Here is a 15,815-nt window from a genome sequence, read left to right as displayed (position 1 = left end):
TTCGGGAAGCTAGTGCGCCGCATATCCGCATTTCTCAAAATTCGCGACTATTGATATAGCAGGATTCGGGCGTAAATAGCACTATTCACCGTGCGTTTCTGGCATCACAGATCTCCATGCCGGTTCGACATGTGTACGGCACCCGCGAGAATGGGGCCGTGCAGCCAGACATCACGCGTTCCGTCGTCCTGCTCGGCTCGACCGGCTCCATCGGGACCCAGTCCCTCGACGTCATCGCCCGCAACCCGCAGAGCCTCCGGGTGGTGGCGCTGGCCGCAGGAGGCGGCCGGATCGACCTGCTCGCCCGCCAGGCCGCCGAGTTCCGGCCCGAGGTCGTGGCCGTGGCCGACCCGTCGGCCGTCCCCGCGCTGAAGGAGGCCCTGGCGGCCCGCGGCGTGAGCGCGAAGGTCCTGGCGGGCCCCGAGGGCGTCGCCGAGGCGGCGACCTGGCCGTGCGACATCGTGCTCAACGGCGTCACCGGCGCGCTCGGGCTGACCTCGACGCTGGCCGCCCTGGAGGCGGGCCGGACGCTCGCGCTGGCCAACAAGGAGTCGCTCATCGTCGGCGGTCCGCTGGTCAAGCGCCTGGCCAAGCCCGGTCAGCTGATCCCGGTGGACTCCGAGCACTCCGCGCTGGCCCAGTGCCTGTGGGCCGCCGGGCCGGCCGGCCAGGACGCCGCGGCCGTACGGAAGCTGATCGTCACGGCGAGCGGCGGGCCCTTCCGCGGCCGGACCCGCGAGGAGCTCGGGGACGTCACGCCGGAGCAGGCCCTGGCCCACCCGACGTGGTCGATGGGCCCGGTCATCACCGTGAATTCCGCCACACTCGTCAACAAGGGCCTGGAGGTCATCGAGGCCCACCTGCTCTTCGACATCGGCTTCGACCGGATCGAGGTCGTGGTCCACCCGCAGTCGGTCATCCACTCGATGGTGGAGTTCGTCGACGGCTCGACCATCGCCCAGGCCAGCCCGCCCGACATGCGGCTGCCGATCGCGCTCGCCCTCGGCTGGCCCGAGCGGGTCCCCGGCGCCGCCGTCCCCGTCGACTGGACCGCGGCCCACACCTGGACCTTCGAGCCGCTCGACGAGGAGGCCTTCCCCTCCGTCGCGCTCGCCCGCCACGTCGGTTCCGCGGGCGGTACGGCCCCGGCCGTCTACAACGCCGCCAACGAGGTCTGCGTGGAGGCGTTCATGGCCGGACGCCTGCCGTTCCTGGGCATCGTGGACACCGTGGCCGCGGTCGTCGCCGAGCACGACGTCACCGGGGCGGGCTCGGTCGAGGAGGTCCTGGCGGCCGACGCCTGGGCCCGGGCGCGGGCGCGTGAGCTCACCGCCACTACCTAGACTGGAACGCGTCGTCGACTCTTCAAAGGGCTGAAAATGACTTCTGTTGCTCTCGGTATCCCCTCGGTCAGGATCAAGCCGATCGCCGAGCGACGCCGTTCCCGCCAGATCATGGTCGGCTCCGTCCCGGTGGGCGGTGACGCGCCGGTCTCGGTGCAGTCCATGACCACCACGGTCACCGCCGACATCAACGCCACCCTCCAGCAGATCGCCGCGCTCACCGCGTCGGGCTGCCAGATCGTCCGGGTGGCGGTGCCCTCCCAGGACGACGCCGAGGCGTTGCCGATCATCGCGAAGAAGTCGCAGATCCCGGTGATCGCCGACATCCACTTCCAGCCGAAGTACGTCTTCGCCGCGATCGAGGCGGGCTGCGCGGCGGTCCGGGTCAACCCGGGCAACATCAAGAAGTTCGACGACAAGGTCGGCGAGATCGCCAAGGCCGCGGCCGACCACGGGGTGCCGATCCGCATCGGCGTCAACGCCGGTTCACTCGACCCGCGCCTGCTGCAGAAGTACGGCAAGGCGACCCCCGAGGCGCTGGTGGAGTCCGCGCTGTGGGAGTGCTCGCTGTTCGAGGAGCACGGTTTCCGGGACATCAAGATCTCGGTCAAGCACAACGACCCGGTCGTGATGATCCAGGCCTACCGGCTGCTCGCGCAGCAGTGCGACTACCCGCTGCACCTGGGCGTCACCGAGGCCGGCCCGGCCTTCCAGGGCACCATCAAGTCGGCGGTGGCCTTCGGCGCGCTGCTGGCCGAGGGCATCGGCGACACCATCCGCGTCTCGCTGTCGGCCCCGCCGGTGGAGGAGATCAAGGTCGGCATCGGCATCCTGGAGTCGCTGGGCCTGCGCGAGCGCGGCCTGGAGATCGTCTCCTGCCCGTCGTGCGGCCGGGCCCAGGTCGACGTCTACACCCTGGCCGAGCAGGTCCAGGCCGGGCTGGAGGGCCTGAAGGTCCCGCTGCGGGTGGCGGTCATGGGCTGCGTCGTCAACGGCCCGGGCGAGGCCCGCGAGGCCGACCTGGGCGTCGCCTCGGGTAACGGCAAGGGCCAGATCTTCGTCAAGGGCGAGGTCATCAAGACCGTGCCCGAGTCGCAGATCGTCGAGACCCTGATCGAGGAGGCCCTGCGGCTGGCCGAGGAGATGGGCGTCGAGGTCGACCTCGACGACGCCTCCGGCCCCGAGGTCGTCGTGCGCTGACCTGCCCGCGTTCCTGCGGCGGTCTGCGCCGGGCCCGGGATGATTACACCTGGCAATCGATTGACTACATATTGGTAATCGTCTGCCCGGATGACCCCTCCCCGCGACGCCTTCCGAGGGACCATCTCCTCTGGCACCAGCGAGGGGAGAGACCCAGTGAAGAGGGTCGTGGGGGTCACCGGCGTCGCATTGATGCTTGCCGTCACCGTCGGAGCGCCGCCGCAGGCGGTGGCGCAGGTTCACCCGGGGATCGGGAGGCTGATCTGGGGGCCGTGTGACGGGGCGGGTGGCCGGGAGCCCGCGGACCCGGGGGTGGAGTGCGCGACGCTCCGGGTGCCGCTCGACTACCGCGAGCCGTACCAGACGATCTCCATCGCCCTGAACCGCATCAAGGGCCGGGCCTCCCGGGACCGCGACCACCTGGGCGTCCTGCTGGTCAACCCCGGCGGGCCGGGGGCCTCCGGGCGCAGCCTGGCCAGGCGGGTCGCGGCGGCGCTGCCCCCGGGGCTGGCCGACCGCTACGACGTGATCGGCTTCGACCCGCGCGGGGTGGGCCGCAGCGAGCCCGCGCTGCGGTGCATGGACCCGCGCAAGCACTACGCGGCCCCGCGGCCGGACAACGTGCCCGGGAGCACCCGGGAGGAGTCGCTGCTCCTGGGCCGGGCCCGCCAGTACGCCGAGGCGTGCGAGATGCGGTGGAGCTGGGTGCTGCCCCACATGACCACCGAGAACTCCGCCCGGGACATGGACGCGATCCGGAGGGCGCTGGGCGAGCCCAAGATCAGCTACCTGGGCTACTCCTACGGGACCTACCTCGGCGCGGTCTACGCGACGCTCTTCCCCGGCCGGGTCAAGCGGCTGGTACTGGACAGCGTGGTCGACCCCCGGCGCGTCTGGTACACCGCCAACCTCAGCCAGAACGTCGCCTTCGACCGGCGGCACCAGGACTTCCTGCGGTGGACGGCCCGCCACAACGACGCCTACCGGCTGGGCGGGACCCGCAAGGCGGTCTCCTTCGCCTGGTACTCCACGCGCGAGCGGCTGCGCACCCGCCCGGCGGGCGGCGTGATCGGCCCGAGCGAGTTCGACGACATCTACACCGTCGGCGGCTACTCCGACATGGTCTGGCCGGAGCTGGCCAAGGCGCTGTCCGCCTACGTCCGGCGTGGCGACACCGCGCCCCTGCTGGCCGCCCACCGCCGGTACGCCGCCGGCGACGCCGAGAGCGAGAACGGCTACGCCGTCTATCTGGCGGTGCAGTGCAGCGACGCGGCCTGGCCGCGTCAGTGGACCCGGTGGCGGGCCGACACGGCGGCGATCCACGCCGACCGGCCCTTCCTCGCCTGGTCGAACGCCTGGTACAACGCGCCGTGCGTGTTCTGGCCCGGCCCGGCCGGCTCCCCGGTGCGGATCCAGGACGACAGGAAGCTCCCGCCCATCCTGCTCCTGCAGTCCCGGCGCGACGCGGCCACCCCCTACTCCGGGGCGCTGGAGCTGCGCAGGATCTTCTCGCGCTCCCGGCTGGTGGTCGAGCCCGGCGGCAACCACGGCGTCTCCTTCGCCGGCAACCAGTGCGCCGACCGGATCCTGGCCGCCTACCTCAGGGACGGCACGCTGCCCCGCCCCGCGGGCGACTCCGGCGCCGACGCGCGCTGCGCGGCGACCCCGGAACCGCAGCCGGAGCAGCGGGCCATCCCCCTGGCGCAGCGCAAGGCCGGGCAGGGCCGGTGACGGCCGCCGCCCGAGATGGCACTTCACGCCGGTCATGCGTGGGTTCCTGCCAAAATCGAGGGGGTCGCGTAGGCTGGGCGGGTGATGCTGCGTACAACGGCGTCGCGCGTGCTCGACGACAACGATCGTGACGAGGTCCTGGCGCTTCTGGACGCCGACCCCGTCGTCAACGTCTTCGTCGCCTCCAGGGTCCGTTCGGTCGGGCTCAATCCGGCCCGGCTCGGTGGTCAGATGTGGGGGTTCGGCCCGCGCGGCGGTCTGACCTCTCTGTGTTACGCGGGAGCCAACCTGGTCCCGGTGAACGCCGGTCCCGAGGCCGTGCACGCCTTCGCCGACCGGGCGCGCAGGCAGGGGCGCCGCTGCTCGTCGATCGTCGGGCCCGCGGGCCCGGTCGAGCTGCTGTGGGAGCGGCTGGAGCCCTCCTGGGGACCCGCCCGGGCGATCCGCTGGGCGCAGCCGCTGATGGCCATCTCGGCGCCCTCGCCGGTGCCGGCCGACCCGCTGGTACGGCGGGTGCGGCCGGAGGAGTTCGAGATCCTGCTGCCGGCCTGCGTGGCGATGTTCACCGAGGAGGTGGGCGTCTCCCCGGAGGCGGGCGACGGCGGCGCGCTGTACCGCTCACGGGTCGCCGAGCTGATCCGCATCGGCCGTTCCTACGCCCGGATCGAGGACGGCACGGTCGTCTTCAAGGCGGAGATCGGCGCCGTCACCCCGCTGGCCTGCCAGATCCAGGGGGTCTGGGTGCATCCCGACCACCGTGGGAAGGGTCACGCGGTGGCCGGGATGGCCGCGGTGGTCAAGTACGCCCTCGACTGCTTCGCGCCGGTGGTCTCGCTGTACGTCAACGACTACAACGCCCCGGCCAGGGCCGCCTACCGCAGGGCGGGCTTCAAAGAGGTCGACACCTTCATGTCGGTGCTCTTCTGACCCGCTTTCCGCCGGACGGCCGGGTCAGACGGCCGTCCTGACCAGGCGGGTCATCAGGTGCTCCAGCTCGGCCTCGGGGGATTCGGTGAGACCCGCGTGGACCGGGCCGGCCTGCACGATCGTGCTACGCGGCGCGGTCAGCCAGCGGAACCGGCTGCCGAGCGGCTCCGCGGACAGCGGGCCGGTCTCGCCGGCGCAGGAGATGGGATAGGCGCCGAGCGCGTGCCGTACCCCGTCGAGGTCCACGTGGGCGTCCAGCGCGCGCAGCCGCGCCTCGTCCAGCTCCACCCTGGCGCACAGGTAGTCGCGGGGCTGGCAGTAGAGCAGGATGCCCGCGTTGATCAGCTCGCCCCGCTCGACGCGGGGGATGACCCGGATGACGGCGTACTCGTAGACGTCTCTCATCGGATGCCCTTCCAGAACGCGCCGACCGAGCCGGACCTCTTGTTCTCGCGCGGGGCGGGGGTCCCCGTTCCCGGCTCCGGCCGCCACTGCCGCGGCCCGTGCGCGCGGGCGAGCAGGTGCTCGGTGTAGGCATGCCGTACGGCCTGCGCGTCGTCGAACCCCGGCTCGCCGGCCAGCCACTCGTCCGGCACCTCGGCCACCACCGCGTCGAGGAGCTCGGGGGTGATCCGCTCGCTCAGCTCGGCGTCGGCCTCGTCCATCGCGGTGGCGAAGGGGGCCAGGACGTGGTCGCCCGCGTCGAAGCCGCGCTGCGGGTCGGCGGTGCGCCAGTTGTGGTGGAACCACAGCGCGGCGCCGTGGTCGATCAGCCAGACGTCGCCGTGCCAGAGCAGCAGGTTGGGGTTGCGCCAGCTGCGGTCGACGTTGTGGATCAGCGCGTCGAACCACAGCAGCCGGGAGGCGAAGACCGGGTCCGGCGGCCAGGCCAGCGGCTCGAACCCCAGGGCGCCGGGCAGGAAGTCGACGGCGAGGTTGCGCCCGGCGCTGGCCTTGAGCAGGTCCTGGATCTCCTCGTCGGGCTCGCGGGCGCCCAGCTGCGGATCGACCCCGATCACCTTCAGCTCGGGGGTGCGCAGGCCGAGCCGCCTGGCCAGCTCGGCGCAGACGACCTCGGCGACCAGCACCCGGGGGCCCTGCCCGGCCCCCCGGAACTTCACGGCGTAGGTGCCGAGGTCGTCGGCCTCCATCACCCCGGGCAGCGACCCGCCCTCACGCAGCGGCGTGACGTAACGGGTCGCCGTGATCTCTTCCAGCACCGGGCCAGGCTATCGGCTCACCCGGGCGTGGCCCGTCAGCCGGCGCCGACGCGGCGGGCCTCCCGTTCCAGGTTGTCCAGGAGCCGCTCCAGGACGGCGTCGTGCTGCCAGCGGATCAGCACCGGCCACAGCAGCCGGAACAATCCCGTGGTGCGGCCCTTGATCTCGTGCCGGACGAGGGTGCCGCCCTCGACCGGGCGGAGCGTGAAGCCGTGCCCGCCGGTCATCTCCTCGGTGTCGAACCAGATCCGGCGATGGGGCTCGACGGCGCCGACCGTGTAGCGCATCGGGTCGTGCTCGACGGGGGCGCCGGGCCTGACGCCCTCGGGGAGGTGGAACCGGCCCTTCTCCTGCGGCCAGAGCCGGTCCCCTTCGCCGCCCAGTCCCATGAGCAGGTCCCAGACGCGCTCGGGGGATGCCGGGACGACGCGTTCGTGCATGTTGTAGACCACGGTCCACCTCCATACGGTTGCGTATGGTTTGACTATACGCCTGCGTATGGAAGGGTGGCCGGCCGCCCCCGCCATACGCCCGCGCATGGAAGACTGGCCAGGTGGGACGGTTGAGCGCGCAGGACTGGGCGGGAGCGGCGCTGGAGGCGCTGGCCGAGGGCGGCCTGGCGGCCGTCGCGGTGGAGCCGGTGGCGGTACGGCTCGGCGCCACCAAGGGGAGCTTCTACTGGCACTTCGCCAACCGCCGGGCGCTGGTCGAGGCCGCCCTCGGCCGCTGGGAGGCCTCCAGCGAGGAGATCATCGCCGAGCTGCTGGAGATCCCCGATCCGGCCCTGCGCATGCGCACGCTGCTGGAGCACGCCTTCGGCGACCCGGTGGACGCCAAGATCGCCTTTCAGCTGATCAGCGCGGCCGACGACCCGCTCGCCGCCGAGACGGCCCGCCGGGTGAGCGCGCGGCGGCTGGAGTTCATGGCGGCCTCCCTGGAGGAGGCCGGGCAGCCGCCCGGCCTCGCCCGGGGACGCGCCGTCGCGGGCTACAGCGTCTATCTGGGGATGGCCGCCCTGCACAGGGTCGGCGCCGTCACCGAGCCCATCGGCGCCTTCATGGACCTGGCCCTGGCCGAGATGGGGCTCGCCGGCCGTTAGGGGATCCGGCCCGTGGCGCGTCCGGCGCTCAACGGTCGAGTTTCGCGATGACCTCCTCGGCGAAGCGTTCGAGGGTGGCGGTCTTGAGCGCCAGGGTGCCCCTGCCGTACCGCTCCTTCTCCTGCGGGGTGGCCAGCCACCAGGGGGCGGCCATCGTCCCGGTGACGCCCTTGTCGGCGAAGCGGCGGTAGGTGTCCGCGTCGGGCATGACGGCGAGCGGGGCGATGATCTCCAGGGCGTCCTGCGGCCTGCCGTACTCCTGCAGATAGCGCCGCAGGTCGGCGAGGACCGCGTCGAGCCGCTCCTCGGTGTAGATGCGGTTGCCGATCCAGCCGTCGCCCAGCCGGGCCGCGCGGCGCAGCGCCGCCTCGCTGTCGCCGCCGACGAAGAACGGCACGGGCGCGGCGGGCACGGGGCAGATCGACAGCGGGCCGAAGTCGAAGTGCGTGCCGTGGTGCTCGACCGTGCCCCCGGCCCACAGCCGCCGCAGCGCCGGGATCATCTCGTCCAGCCTCCGGCCGCGGGTGTGGAAGTCCTGGCCGGTCTGGAGGAACTCCTCCTTGCACCAGCCGACCCCGACCCCGAAGCTCACCCGGTCCCCGGACAGGACCGCGGCCGTCGAGACCTGCTTGGCGACGGTGAACAGGTCGCGGGCCGGGGCGATGTAGACGTTGGGGGAGAAGCGCAGGGTCGAGGTGACCGCCGCCATCGCGCCGATCGTCACCCACACGTCCGGCCAGTGCGTGTCGGCGTCCCAGCGGGGGGCGCCGGTGTCGGAGTAGGGATAGGGGGAGTCGAAGTCGGCGTAGAAGATGTGGTCCGACAACGTGAGCGTGTGGATGCCGCACCGCTCCGCCACCCTGGCCAGCTCCGTGAACTGGTCGGTCGGAACGAAGGACGCCCCTAGCCAGAACTGCACAGATCCTCCGGGGTCAGTCGGCGAACTCGGGGATGACCTTGGTGGCGAACAGCTCCAGGTTGCGCTTGACGGTGTCGAGCGGGAGCACGCCCTGCTGGCCCTGCATGAACAGGCCGAACCACTCCAGGTCGGGCATGCGGTCGAGCATGCGCTGGATGCCGCGCTTGACGTCGTCGGGACCGCCCAGCAGGGCCATCTCGACCTCGTTCATGCGCTTGTAGTCGCCCTTCTCCGGGCTGATCGGCTTGTGCTTGTCGTCCTCCTGCTTGCGCAGGACCTCCAGATAGCCGAACGGGCCGAAGAAGGCGGCGAAGTCCTTCTGCATGCCCTTGCCGTAGGTGGCGATGGCCTCCTCGCGGGTGTCGGCCATGCCGACGATCTTGAGGATGCCGGTGTGCTCGCCCAGCTTGTAGTCCCGGCCGCACTTGGCCGACTCCTCCTGGTAGAGCCTGGCCTTGGCGGCGTGCTCGTCCGGGTTCGGGGTGAACATCCAGGGCAGGATGTCCTCCTGGGCGGCGCGGATCACCGAGCGGTCGGAGATGGTGAACGGCTGCCACAGCTCCGGGTAGGGGTTCTGGTACGGCTTGGGCCCGACGGAGACGGCGTGGATGCGGCCCTGCTCGTCCACCTCGCCGGGGGCGCCGAACTTCTTCGTCCACTCCAGCGCCGGCCAGCCCTCGATCCCCTCGTACGGCGAGGGCACCTCGTAGTCCAGCACGTCCGACTTGTAGCGCAGGCTGTCCTGGGTCCACGCCATCTTCATGATCTTCAGTACCTCGCCGAAGACGTCGAAGTTGCGGGTGTCGGAGGCCGAGCCGTCGGAGCGGGCGGCGGCGGCGTGCCAGCGCTGGCCCAGCACGTTCATCCACCGGTTCTGGTAGCCGCGGGCCACGCCCAGGCGGAGCCGTCCCTTGCTGAAGTGGTCCAGCAGCGCCACGTCCTCGGCGGCGCGGATCGGGTCCCAGGCCGGCAGCACGATGCCCAGCGGCGCCAGCAGGATGCGCTCGGTCCTGGCGGCCAGGTCGGTCAGGAACATCAGCGGGTTGACCGAGAACTCGAAGCCCTCGGAGTGGAAGTGGTGCTCGGTCATCATGAGCGCGTCGAAGCCGATCTGGTCGGCGTGCACCGCGATCTCACGCACCTCGTGCAGCAGCGCCTGGTAGGACTCGACGTCGCGCCCGATCGGCCGCTTGGCGACGGCGTTGTCCTCCTGGGAGTATCCGGAGCCGGGAATCTGCGGATTGAGGAATATCGAGAACTTCACGACGACAGACTCCTTAGCCAGTTGGTGACGACGAGGAGAAACTCCCCGGGACGTTCCTCGTGCAGCCGGTGGCTGCTGCCCTCCCAGGCGACGACCTTGGACCGGGGGTCCTTGAGCAGACCCGCCTCCCACGCGGCCTGGGCCGGATCGAACCAGAAGGCCAGCACCGGGCAGGTGCGGCGGGACAGGTAGGCGTCGGAGTTGTGGCGGACGCCGAGCGCGTCCTGCCCGCCGAACATCGCCTCGAACGCCTGCAGCAGCACGTGCGGGGCAGTGGCGAGGATCCGCCGCCGGTGCCACTCGCGCAGCCACGGCGGGGTGGCCGGGTTCGAGGTCCACCGGTCGTTGGCCAGGGACACCGCCAGCGTGTCCTCGCGCATCCGCTCGATCATCGAGGGGAAGGCGTCGGCCACCGGGCCCGCGAAGCCGTACCCGGGGTCGACCGCGACCACCGCCTCCACCAGCGAGGGATGCTCCACCGCCAGGTGGGAGACGATCTGGCCGCCCATCGAGTGGCCGACGGCGACGCACGAGCCGACCCCCAGGCGGGCGCACAGGCGGGCGAGGTCGTCGGCCATCGCGCGGGGGGTGTTGCCGGTCTCCGGGGCGGAGGAGTGGCCGTGCCCGCGCATGTCGGCGGCGATCACGCGGTGGTGCTCCGCCAGGGCCGGGATGTGGTGGACCCACTCGTGGGAGTCCGACCCCAGGCCGTGGACGAGCAGCAGCGTCGTGTCCCCCGCACCGTCGTCGGTGTGGAACAGCCGTACGTCGCCTAAGTCCGTGAACGCCATGAGCGCCTTCCGTGAGGGTCGCCGTGTCCCTGGCAGCCCGGGCCGTGCGTCGCGGTCGTCTCGTCCTCGTCTCCCGCGACGTCAGCAAGCTACCCTAGGAATGATAACCGAGCAATCGCTTGGTTTACCAAGGATCCGCCCGGCGGGGCGGAACGCAACGAGAGCCGGAGGCAGCCATGCGCCTGGGTGTCACGATGTTCGCCACCGACACGGCGATGCCGGTCGCCGATCTGGCCGTGGCCGCCGAGGAGCGCGGGTTCGCCTCCCTCTACCTGCCCGAGCACACCCACATCCCCCTCTCGCGCCGCACGCCCCCCGCCGGCGGCCAGGACACGCTCCCCGAGGAGTACCGGCGCACGCTCGACCCGCTGGTGGCCCTGGCCACCGCCGCCGCCGTGACCGAGCGGATCTCCCTGGGCACCGGCATCATGCTCGTCGCCCAGCGCGAGCCCCTCGTGACCGCCAAGGCCGTGGCCACCCTCGACCACGTCTCCGGCGGCCGGGTGGTGCTCGGCATCGGGTTCGGCTGGAACGTGGAGGAGATCGAGGACCACGGCGTGCCGTACGGCTCCCGCAGGGACGTCGCGCGCGAGCACATGCTGGCGATGAGGGAGCTGTGGAGCCGGGAGGAGGCGGGCTTCGAGGGGCGCCACGTGCGCTTCGAGCCCTCCTGGTCATGGCCCAAGCCGGTCTCCGGGCCGCCCGTCTACCTCGGCGGCGCGGCGGGGCCCAAGCTCTTCGCCCACGTCGCCGAGTACGCCGAGGGCTGGATGCCGATCGGCGGCAGGGGGGTGCGGGCCGCGCTCCCGGCCCTGCGCGAGGCCTGCGAGAAGGCGGAGCGCCCGATGGCGAAGGTGATCCCGTTCGGCACGCTGCCGAGTGAGGAGAAGCTCGCCTACTACGCGGAGAACGGCATCGAGGAGGTCGTGCTGAGCCTGCCCAGCGCTCCGGCGGACCGCGTGCTGCGCGTGCTCGACGACTACGCCGGGTTCATCACGTTATAGTCGGGTCTCATGTCGCGAGCGGCTCCCCTCCAGCCGGAAGACCCCCACAGGATCGGTGCATACCGGCTGGTCGGACGGCTCGGAGCCGGCGGTCAGGGAGTCGTCTTCCTCGCCGAGCCGGCGGAGCCTGCGGAGTCTGACGATCCCACCGGGTCCGGCGGGGGTCCGCCCGTCGCCATCAAGCTGCTGCACGCCCGGCTGCTGGACGACGAGAAGGTCCGGCGCAGGTTCCTCGGCGAGATCGAGGCCGTGCGGCGGGTGGCGCCCTTCTGCACCGCCCAGGTGCTCGACGCGGACCTGGACGGCGACCGCCCCTACATCGTCAGCGAATACGTCGACGGGGTCTCGCTGCAGGAGCACATCGCCGCCGAGGGGCCGCGGGCGGACGGCTCGCTGGACCGGATCGCGGTCGGCACCGCCACCGCGCTGGCGGCCATCCACCGGGCCGGGGTGGTCCACCGCGACTTCAAGCCGGGCAACGTGCTGCTCGGCATGGACGGCCCGAGAGTGATCGACTTCGGCATCTCCCGGATGATGGACGCCGCCGTCACCACCGGGAAGATCCCCTTCGGCACCCCGGCCTACATGTCGCCCGAGCAGATCAAGGGCGAGCCCGCCGGGCCCCCGGCCGACATGTTCAGCTGGGCGCTGACGGTCGCCTTCGCCGCCACCGGCCGCCACGCCTTCTCCGCCGACTCCTACCACGCCGTGCTCGCCAGGATCCTGTACGGCACGCCCGAGCTGGGACCGCTCGCCGGCCCGCTGCGGGAGATCGTGATCGACTGCCTGGCCGCGGAGCCGCAGGACCGCCCGGGGGCCGAGGAGGTGCTGGGCCGGCTGTACGGCCACGGCGGCCGGGTCGTCTCCCGGCCGGCTCCCGCGTGGGCGGACGAGGCCGACAAGAGGGTCGCGACGGCGGAGATGCCGCCGGTGGGCGCCTCCACGGCGGAGATGCCCGCCGTACGGGAGCCCGCGGCCGGGACGGCGGCGCGCGCTCCCGCCGCGGAGATCCCCGTGCTCGTGGCCTCCACGGCGGAGATGCCCGCGGTGCGGGATTCCACCGCCGAGATGCCCGCGATCCGGGAGCCCGTGACCGGGGCGAGGGCGGAGCGCGGTTCCACGGCGGAGATGCCCGCGTTGAGGCTCCTCGTTTCGGAGCTCCCGACGCTCGCCTCCGTGCCGCGGACGCTGCGGCGGTGGCGGTGGGTGCTGGCGGCGACGGCCGCCGCCGCGGTCGTGATCGCGGTGGTGGCGTTCCTGCTGTCCGCCTCCGGCGGTTCCCCGCTGACGGGGACCTGGAAGGGCGTCGCCGACCACGCGAGCGCCGGACGCGTCTTCCCCGTGGAGATCCGCCTGTCGGACGGAGACCCGGTCCTGCGCTGGGGCGCCGACCTGCACTGCGCGGGACGGCTCACGGTCAAGGAGGAGGCCCTGCCCCTCGCGACCACCTACCGTCTCGATCGGGTGACGGGAGAAGAGTGCTATCCGGGGACCCTGGTGCTGTTCCCCCGGGGGGAGGATCAGGTGACGTTCGAGGTGATCAGGAGCGGTGAGAAGGAGGCGCGCTACAGCGGCCGGGCCCTCCGGTCGCGTTGATTCGGACATAACGCGAATATCACAGTCTGGGATATAAGCAAGTGGTTCCCGTTGACGCGCCGCGAGACCTCTTCTTGAGTGGAGGGGTAGGGCGAGGGGAGGCCCGCGTTGTCCTATGCGCAACCGCTCAAACCGGGGGATCCCGAAAGGCTCGGTGAGTACGAGATCGTCGGCCGCCTGGGTCAGGGCGGTCAGGGGGTGGTGTACCTCGGCGTGCGCCCGGTCGCCGGACCGGAGTCGTACGCGGTCAAACTGCTGCACGACCCGGTGCTGGAGGAACGGGAGACGTTCCTGCGCGAGGTGGAGCTGGCCAAGCAGGTGGCGCGGTTCTGCACCGCCCAGGTGATCGAGGCGGGCCTGGACGGCGACCGCCCCTACATCGTCAGCGAGTACGTCGACGGCCCGTCGCTGCACCGGGAGGTCGCCGTCAGCGGCCCCAGGAGCGGGGGCGGGCTGGAGCGGCTGGCCATCGGCACGGCGACGGCGCTGGCCGCCATCCACCGCGCCGGGATCGTCCACCGCGACTTCAAGCCGCAGAACGTCCTGCTGGGCCCCGACGGGCCCAGGGTCATCGACTTCGGGCTGGCCAGGGCGCTGGACGCCGCGGCCACCCAGAGCGGCCGCGGCGTGGGCACCCCGGCCTACATGGCGCCCGAGCAGGTGGAGGGTGCGGCGGTCAGCCCGGCCGCCGACGTCTTCTCCTGGGGCGCGACCATGTGCTTCGCGGCCAACGGTCACGCCCCCTTCGGGCAGGACTCGATCGCGGCCGTCCTGCACCGCATCCTCACCGCCCCGCCCGAGCTGGGCCACCTCGACGGCTGGCTCGGCGCGCTGGTCGCCGCCTGCCTGAACAAGGATCCCGGCGACCGGCCCACCGGGCAGGAACTGCTGCTGGCGCTGCTCGACGACGACGCGAGATCGACCATGCTCAGGTCGTCGCTCGTCTCCATCCGCTCGTCGGTCTCCCCGCTCGTCTCCGGATCGTCCGCGCCCGGCCGCGCGGGCTCCGCGGGTGCGTCCGGGGGCGCCGGCGGATACGACGACCCCCCGGGGGGCGTCTCCGGCGAGCACGCCGTGGTCAGGACGCATCCCGGCCGGGCGGCCACCAGGGCGTCGGTCGCGATGTCGGGGTCGCTGCTGGTCAGCGCGGCCGTCCTGGTGGCGGTGCTGATCCCGGCGCTGAGCGCGGGCCGCGGGTCGCAGACCGACGGGCAGCAGTTCAGGCCGCCGGTGGCGACCGCCGGGCAGACCGCTCCCAGCGAGCAGCCGAGCGACGACGCGGTGGCCGACGACCGGTCCCACACCTCGGAGCCGACCCGCGGGCAGGCGCCGTCCCGCACGGCCGGGCCCACCCGCGGGGAGCAGACCACGGCCCCGCCTCCCGCCGGGATCGCGGTGCCCGCGCTGGTGGGGCTGGATCGTTCCGCGGCGACGCGCGCGATCAGGCGCGCCGGGCTGGTCCCCGGCGCCGTCACCCAGGCCGACTCCCGCGAGCCCGTCGGGCGGGTGCTCCGATCCTGGCCGGCGGCGGGGAGCACGGCGGCCAAGGGGAGCACGGTCCGCCTGGAGGTCTCGGCGGGGGTACGGGTGCCCCAGGTGGTCGGGCTGCGCAGGAAGGCGGCCGGGGCGGCGCTCACGCAGGCGGGACTGGCCCCGGGCACGGTGACCGCCCGCTGCTCGGACCAGCCCCAGGGGCAGGTGCTCTCCAGCACTCCGGCGGGTGGGAAGCACGTCTCCGCCGGGACCGCGGTCGCGCTGGTCGTGTCCCGCAAGGGCGGGAAGGTGCCCGCGGTGGTCGGCCTGAGCCAGGCGAAGGCGCGCAACGTGCTGGCCGCGGCGGGCTTCGCGGTGCGGGTGCGGGCGCGCCTGGTCACCGACGCCTCGAAGGACGGGGTCGTGCTGCAGCAGAACGCGGCGGCCGGCTCGTGCGCCCGCCAGGGGGTCGCGATCGCCATAACGGTCGGCGTCAAGGCGCAGACCGGGCCGGGGGGCGATCCCACCCCCTCGCCCGACCCGACGGACTCCGCCGAGCAGGGGTACGGCGGCGCCTACCCGTGACCGGTCCCGCGGCGGAGCGGCCGGACGGGCGCCGGTCCCGCGTCGGTGCGGATCCGGAGGCCGGGCGCCGGCCCCGCGGCCGGGCGGGTGGTCAGGCCGAGGAGCCGTAGGCGGCCGAGGCGGCGGCCAGCAGGGCCTCCCGGACGACCTCCTCGGGCAGGTCGCCCGTCTTGACCACGGCGTACTGCAGCGAGCCCACCACCGCCCAGGCGCGCACCCGGCCGGCCGGGTCGGGGTCCGGGCCGGCGAGCCGGGCGTGGATGCAGTCGCGGAAGGCGCGGATGGCCTCGCCGGGGGAGCCGGGCGGGGCGCTGTCGGCGCCGCCGATGTCCTCCATGATCAGGCGGATGATCGTCCGGTGGCGGACGACGAAGGTGACCAGCGCCTCCAGGAACGCGTGCTCGTCGTCGAACTCGGACTCGATCAGAGCGATGATGTCCTGGGCCGCGGGGGCGATCAGCTCGGCGGCCAGCCGGTCCTTGGGATGGAAGTGGTAGGCGACCGCCGTCTTGGTCAGGCCCACCGCCGAGGCGATGTCGGCCAGCGACGTGGCGGCGTAACCGCGTTCGGCGAACAGTTGACGGGCGGCGTCGAGGATCCGGCTCCTGGTGTCGTAGCCGGGCTCAAGTGTGGTCATCGTCTCATTTCCACGGGGAGCGCGAT

15 protein-coding genes are annotated in these 15,815 nt (G+C 72.5%); 8 read left to right on the top strand and 7 right to left on the bottom strand.

All coding sequences use genetic code 11. The features are described 5' to 3' along the window. Nucleotides 1-158: 158 nt before the first annotated feature. From dxr to Pta02_RS04140, 4 genes are all read left to right on the top strand, one after another. Complete coding sequence (dxr, locus tag Pta02_RS04155) at nt 159-1,343, top strand: 1-deoxy-D-xylulose-5-phosphate reductoisomerase (protein WP_373872337.1); 1,185 nt, start codon at nt 159-161, stop codon at nt 1,341-1,343. A 36-nt stretch (nt 1,344-1,379) separates the two neighbouring features. Continuing rightward, nucleotides 1,380-2,543: a flavodoxin-dependent (E)-4-hydroxy-3-methylbut-2-enyl-diphosphate synthase gene (gene ispG, locus Pta02_RS04150; protein ID WP_203873290.1), complete on the top strand. Its 1,164-nt coding sequence runs from the start codon at nt 1,380-1,382 to the stop codon at nt 2,541-2,543. Between the two features lie 156 nt (nt 2,544-2,699). Further along, complete coding sequence (locus Pta02_RS04145) at nt 2,700-4,274, top strand: alpha/beta hydrolase (RefSeq protein WP_203873289.1); 1,575 nt, start codon at nt 2,700-2,702, stop codon at nt 4,272-4,274. Nucleotides 4,275-4,358: 84 nt separating this feature from the next. Next, nucleotides 4,359-5,201, top strand: a complete 843-nt coding sequence (locus tag Pta02_RS04140) for a GNAT family N-acetyltransferase (protein ID WP_203873345.1) — start codon at nt 4,359-4,361, stop codon at nt 5,199-5,201. Between the two features lie 24 nt (nt 5,202-5,225). Here Pta02_RS04140 and Pta02_RS04135 read toward each other — a convergent pair whose 3' ends face one another. The 3 genes from Pta02_RS04135 to Pta02_RS04125 are packed head-to-tail and all read right to left on the bottom strand — an operon-like array spanning nt 5,226 to nt 6,873. Further along, entirely contained in the window at nt 5,226-5,606 is a 381-nt protein-coding gene (locus Pta02_RS04135) for a DUF3037 domain-containing protein (RefSeq protein ID WP_203873288.1), read from the bottom strand. Further along, complete coding sequence (locus Pta02_RS04130) at nt 5,603-6,421, bottom strand: HipA family kinase (protein WP_203873287.1); 819 nt, start codon at nt 6,419-6,421, stop codon at nt 5,603-5,605. Before Pta02_RS04130 ends, Pta02_RS04135 begins: the two co-directional genes overlap by 4 nt. A 35-nt stretch (nt 6,422-6,456) precedes the next feature. Beyond that, nucleotides 6,457-6,873, bottom strand: a complete 417-nt coding sequence (locus tag Pta02_RS04125; protein WP_203873286.1) for an SRPBCC family protein — start codon at nt 6,871-6,873, stop codon at nt 6,457-6,459. A gap of 101 nt (nt 6,874-6,974) precedes the next feature. Between Pta02_RS04125 and Pta02_RS04120 the strand changes: the two genes are divergently transcribed. Beyond that, nucleotides 6,975-7,520, top strand: a complete 546-nt coding sequence (locus tag Pta02_RS04120; protein ID WP_203873285.1) for a TetR/AcrR family transcriptional regulator — start codon at nt 6,975-6,977, stop codon at nt 7,518-7,520. Between the two features lie 28 nt (nt 7,521-7,548). Here the strand turns inward: Pta02_RS04120 and Pta02_RS04115 are convergent, their stop codons facing one another. The 3 genes from Pta02_RS04115 to Pta02_RS04105 are packed head-to-tail and all read right to left on the bottom strand — an operon-like array spanning nt 7,549 to nt 10,494. Then, on the bottom strand, nt 7,549-8,439 hold the full coding sequence (locus Pta02_RS04115) for a TIGR03619 family F420-dependent LLM class oxidoreductase (RefSeq protein WP_203873284.1): 891 nt from the start codon (nt 8,437-8,439) through the stop codon (nt 7,549-7,551). Between the two features lie 13 nt (nt 8,440-8,452). Next, on the bottom strand, nt 8,453-9,703 hold the full coding sequence (locus Pta02_RS04110; protein ID WP_203873283.1) for an LLM class flavin-dependent oxidoreductase: 1,251 nt from the start codon (nt 9,701-9,703) through the stop codon (nt 8,453-8,455). Beyond that, the gene (locus Pta02_RS04105) at nt 9,700-10,494 is read right to left on the bottom strand and encodes an alpha/beta fold hydrolase (RefSeq protein WP_203873282.1); all 795 of its coding nucleotides are present in this window, start codon (nt 10,492-10,494) and stop codon (nt 9,700-9,702) included. The genes Pta02_RS04110 and Pta02_RS04105 overlap by 4 nt, the downstream gene beginning before the upstream one ends. Before the next feature lie 176 nt (nt 10,495-10,670). Between Pta02_RS04105 and Pta02_RS04100 the strand changes: the two genes are divergently transcribed. From Pta02_RS04100 to Pta02_RS04090, 3 genes are all read left to right on the top strand, one after another. Further along, nucleotides 10,671-11,498 (top strand): TIGR03619 family F420-dependent LLM class oxidoreductase, encoded by an 828-nt coding sequence (locus Pta02_RS04100; protein WP_203873281.1) that lies wholly within the window; start codon nt 10,671-10,673, stop codon nt 11,496-11,498. A gap of 9 nt (nt 11,499-11,507) precedes the next feature. Beyond that, on the top strand, nt 11,508-13,094 hold the full coding sequence (locus Pta02_RS04095) for a serine/threonine-protein kinase (protein WP_203873280.1): 1,587 nt from the start codon (nt 11,508-11,510) through the stop codon (nt 13,092-13,094). A 108-nt stretch (nt 13,095-13,202) separates the two neighbouring features. Beyond that, nucleotides 13,203-15,152 carry a protein kinase domain-containing protein gene (locus Pta02_RS04090; RefSeq protein ID WP_203873279.1) on the top strand — a complete coding sequence of 650 codons (1,950 nt, stop codon included), beginning with the start codon at nt 13,203-13,205 and terminating at the stop codon, nt 15,150-15,152. A gap of 91 nt (nt 15,153-15,243) precedes the next feature. Here the strand turns inward: Pta02_RS04090 and Pta02_RS04085 are convergent, their stop codons facing one another. Further along, nucleotides 15,244-15,789, bottom strand: coding sequence for a TetR/AcrR family transcriptional regulator (locus tag Pta02_RS04085; protein ID WP_203873278.1), 546 nt, complete (start codon nt 15,787-15,789; stop codon nt 15,244-15,246). Nucleotides 15,790-15,815 lie beyond the last annotated feature (26 nt).

It is taken from the genome of Paraplanobispora takensis (assembly GCF_016863195.1).
GTDB lineage: Bacteria > Actinomycetota > Actinomycetes > Streptosporangiales > Streptosporangiaceae > Planobispora > Planobispora takensis.
This window is presented reverse-complemented; position numbering and strand designations above follow the sequence as displayed.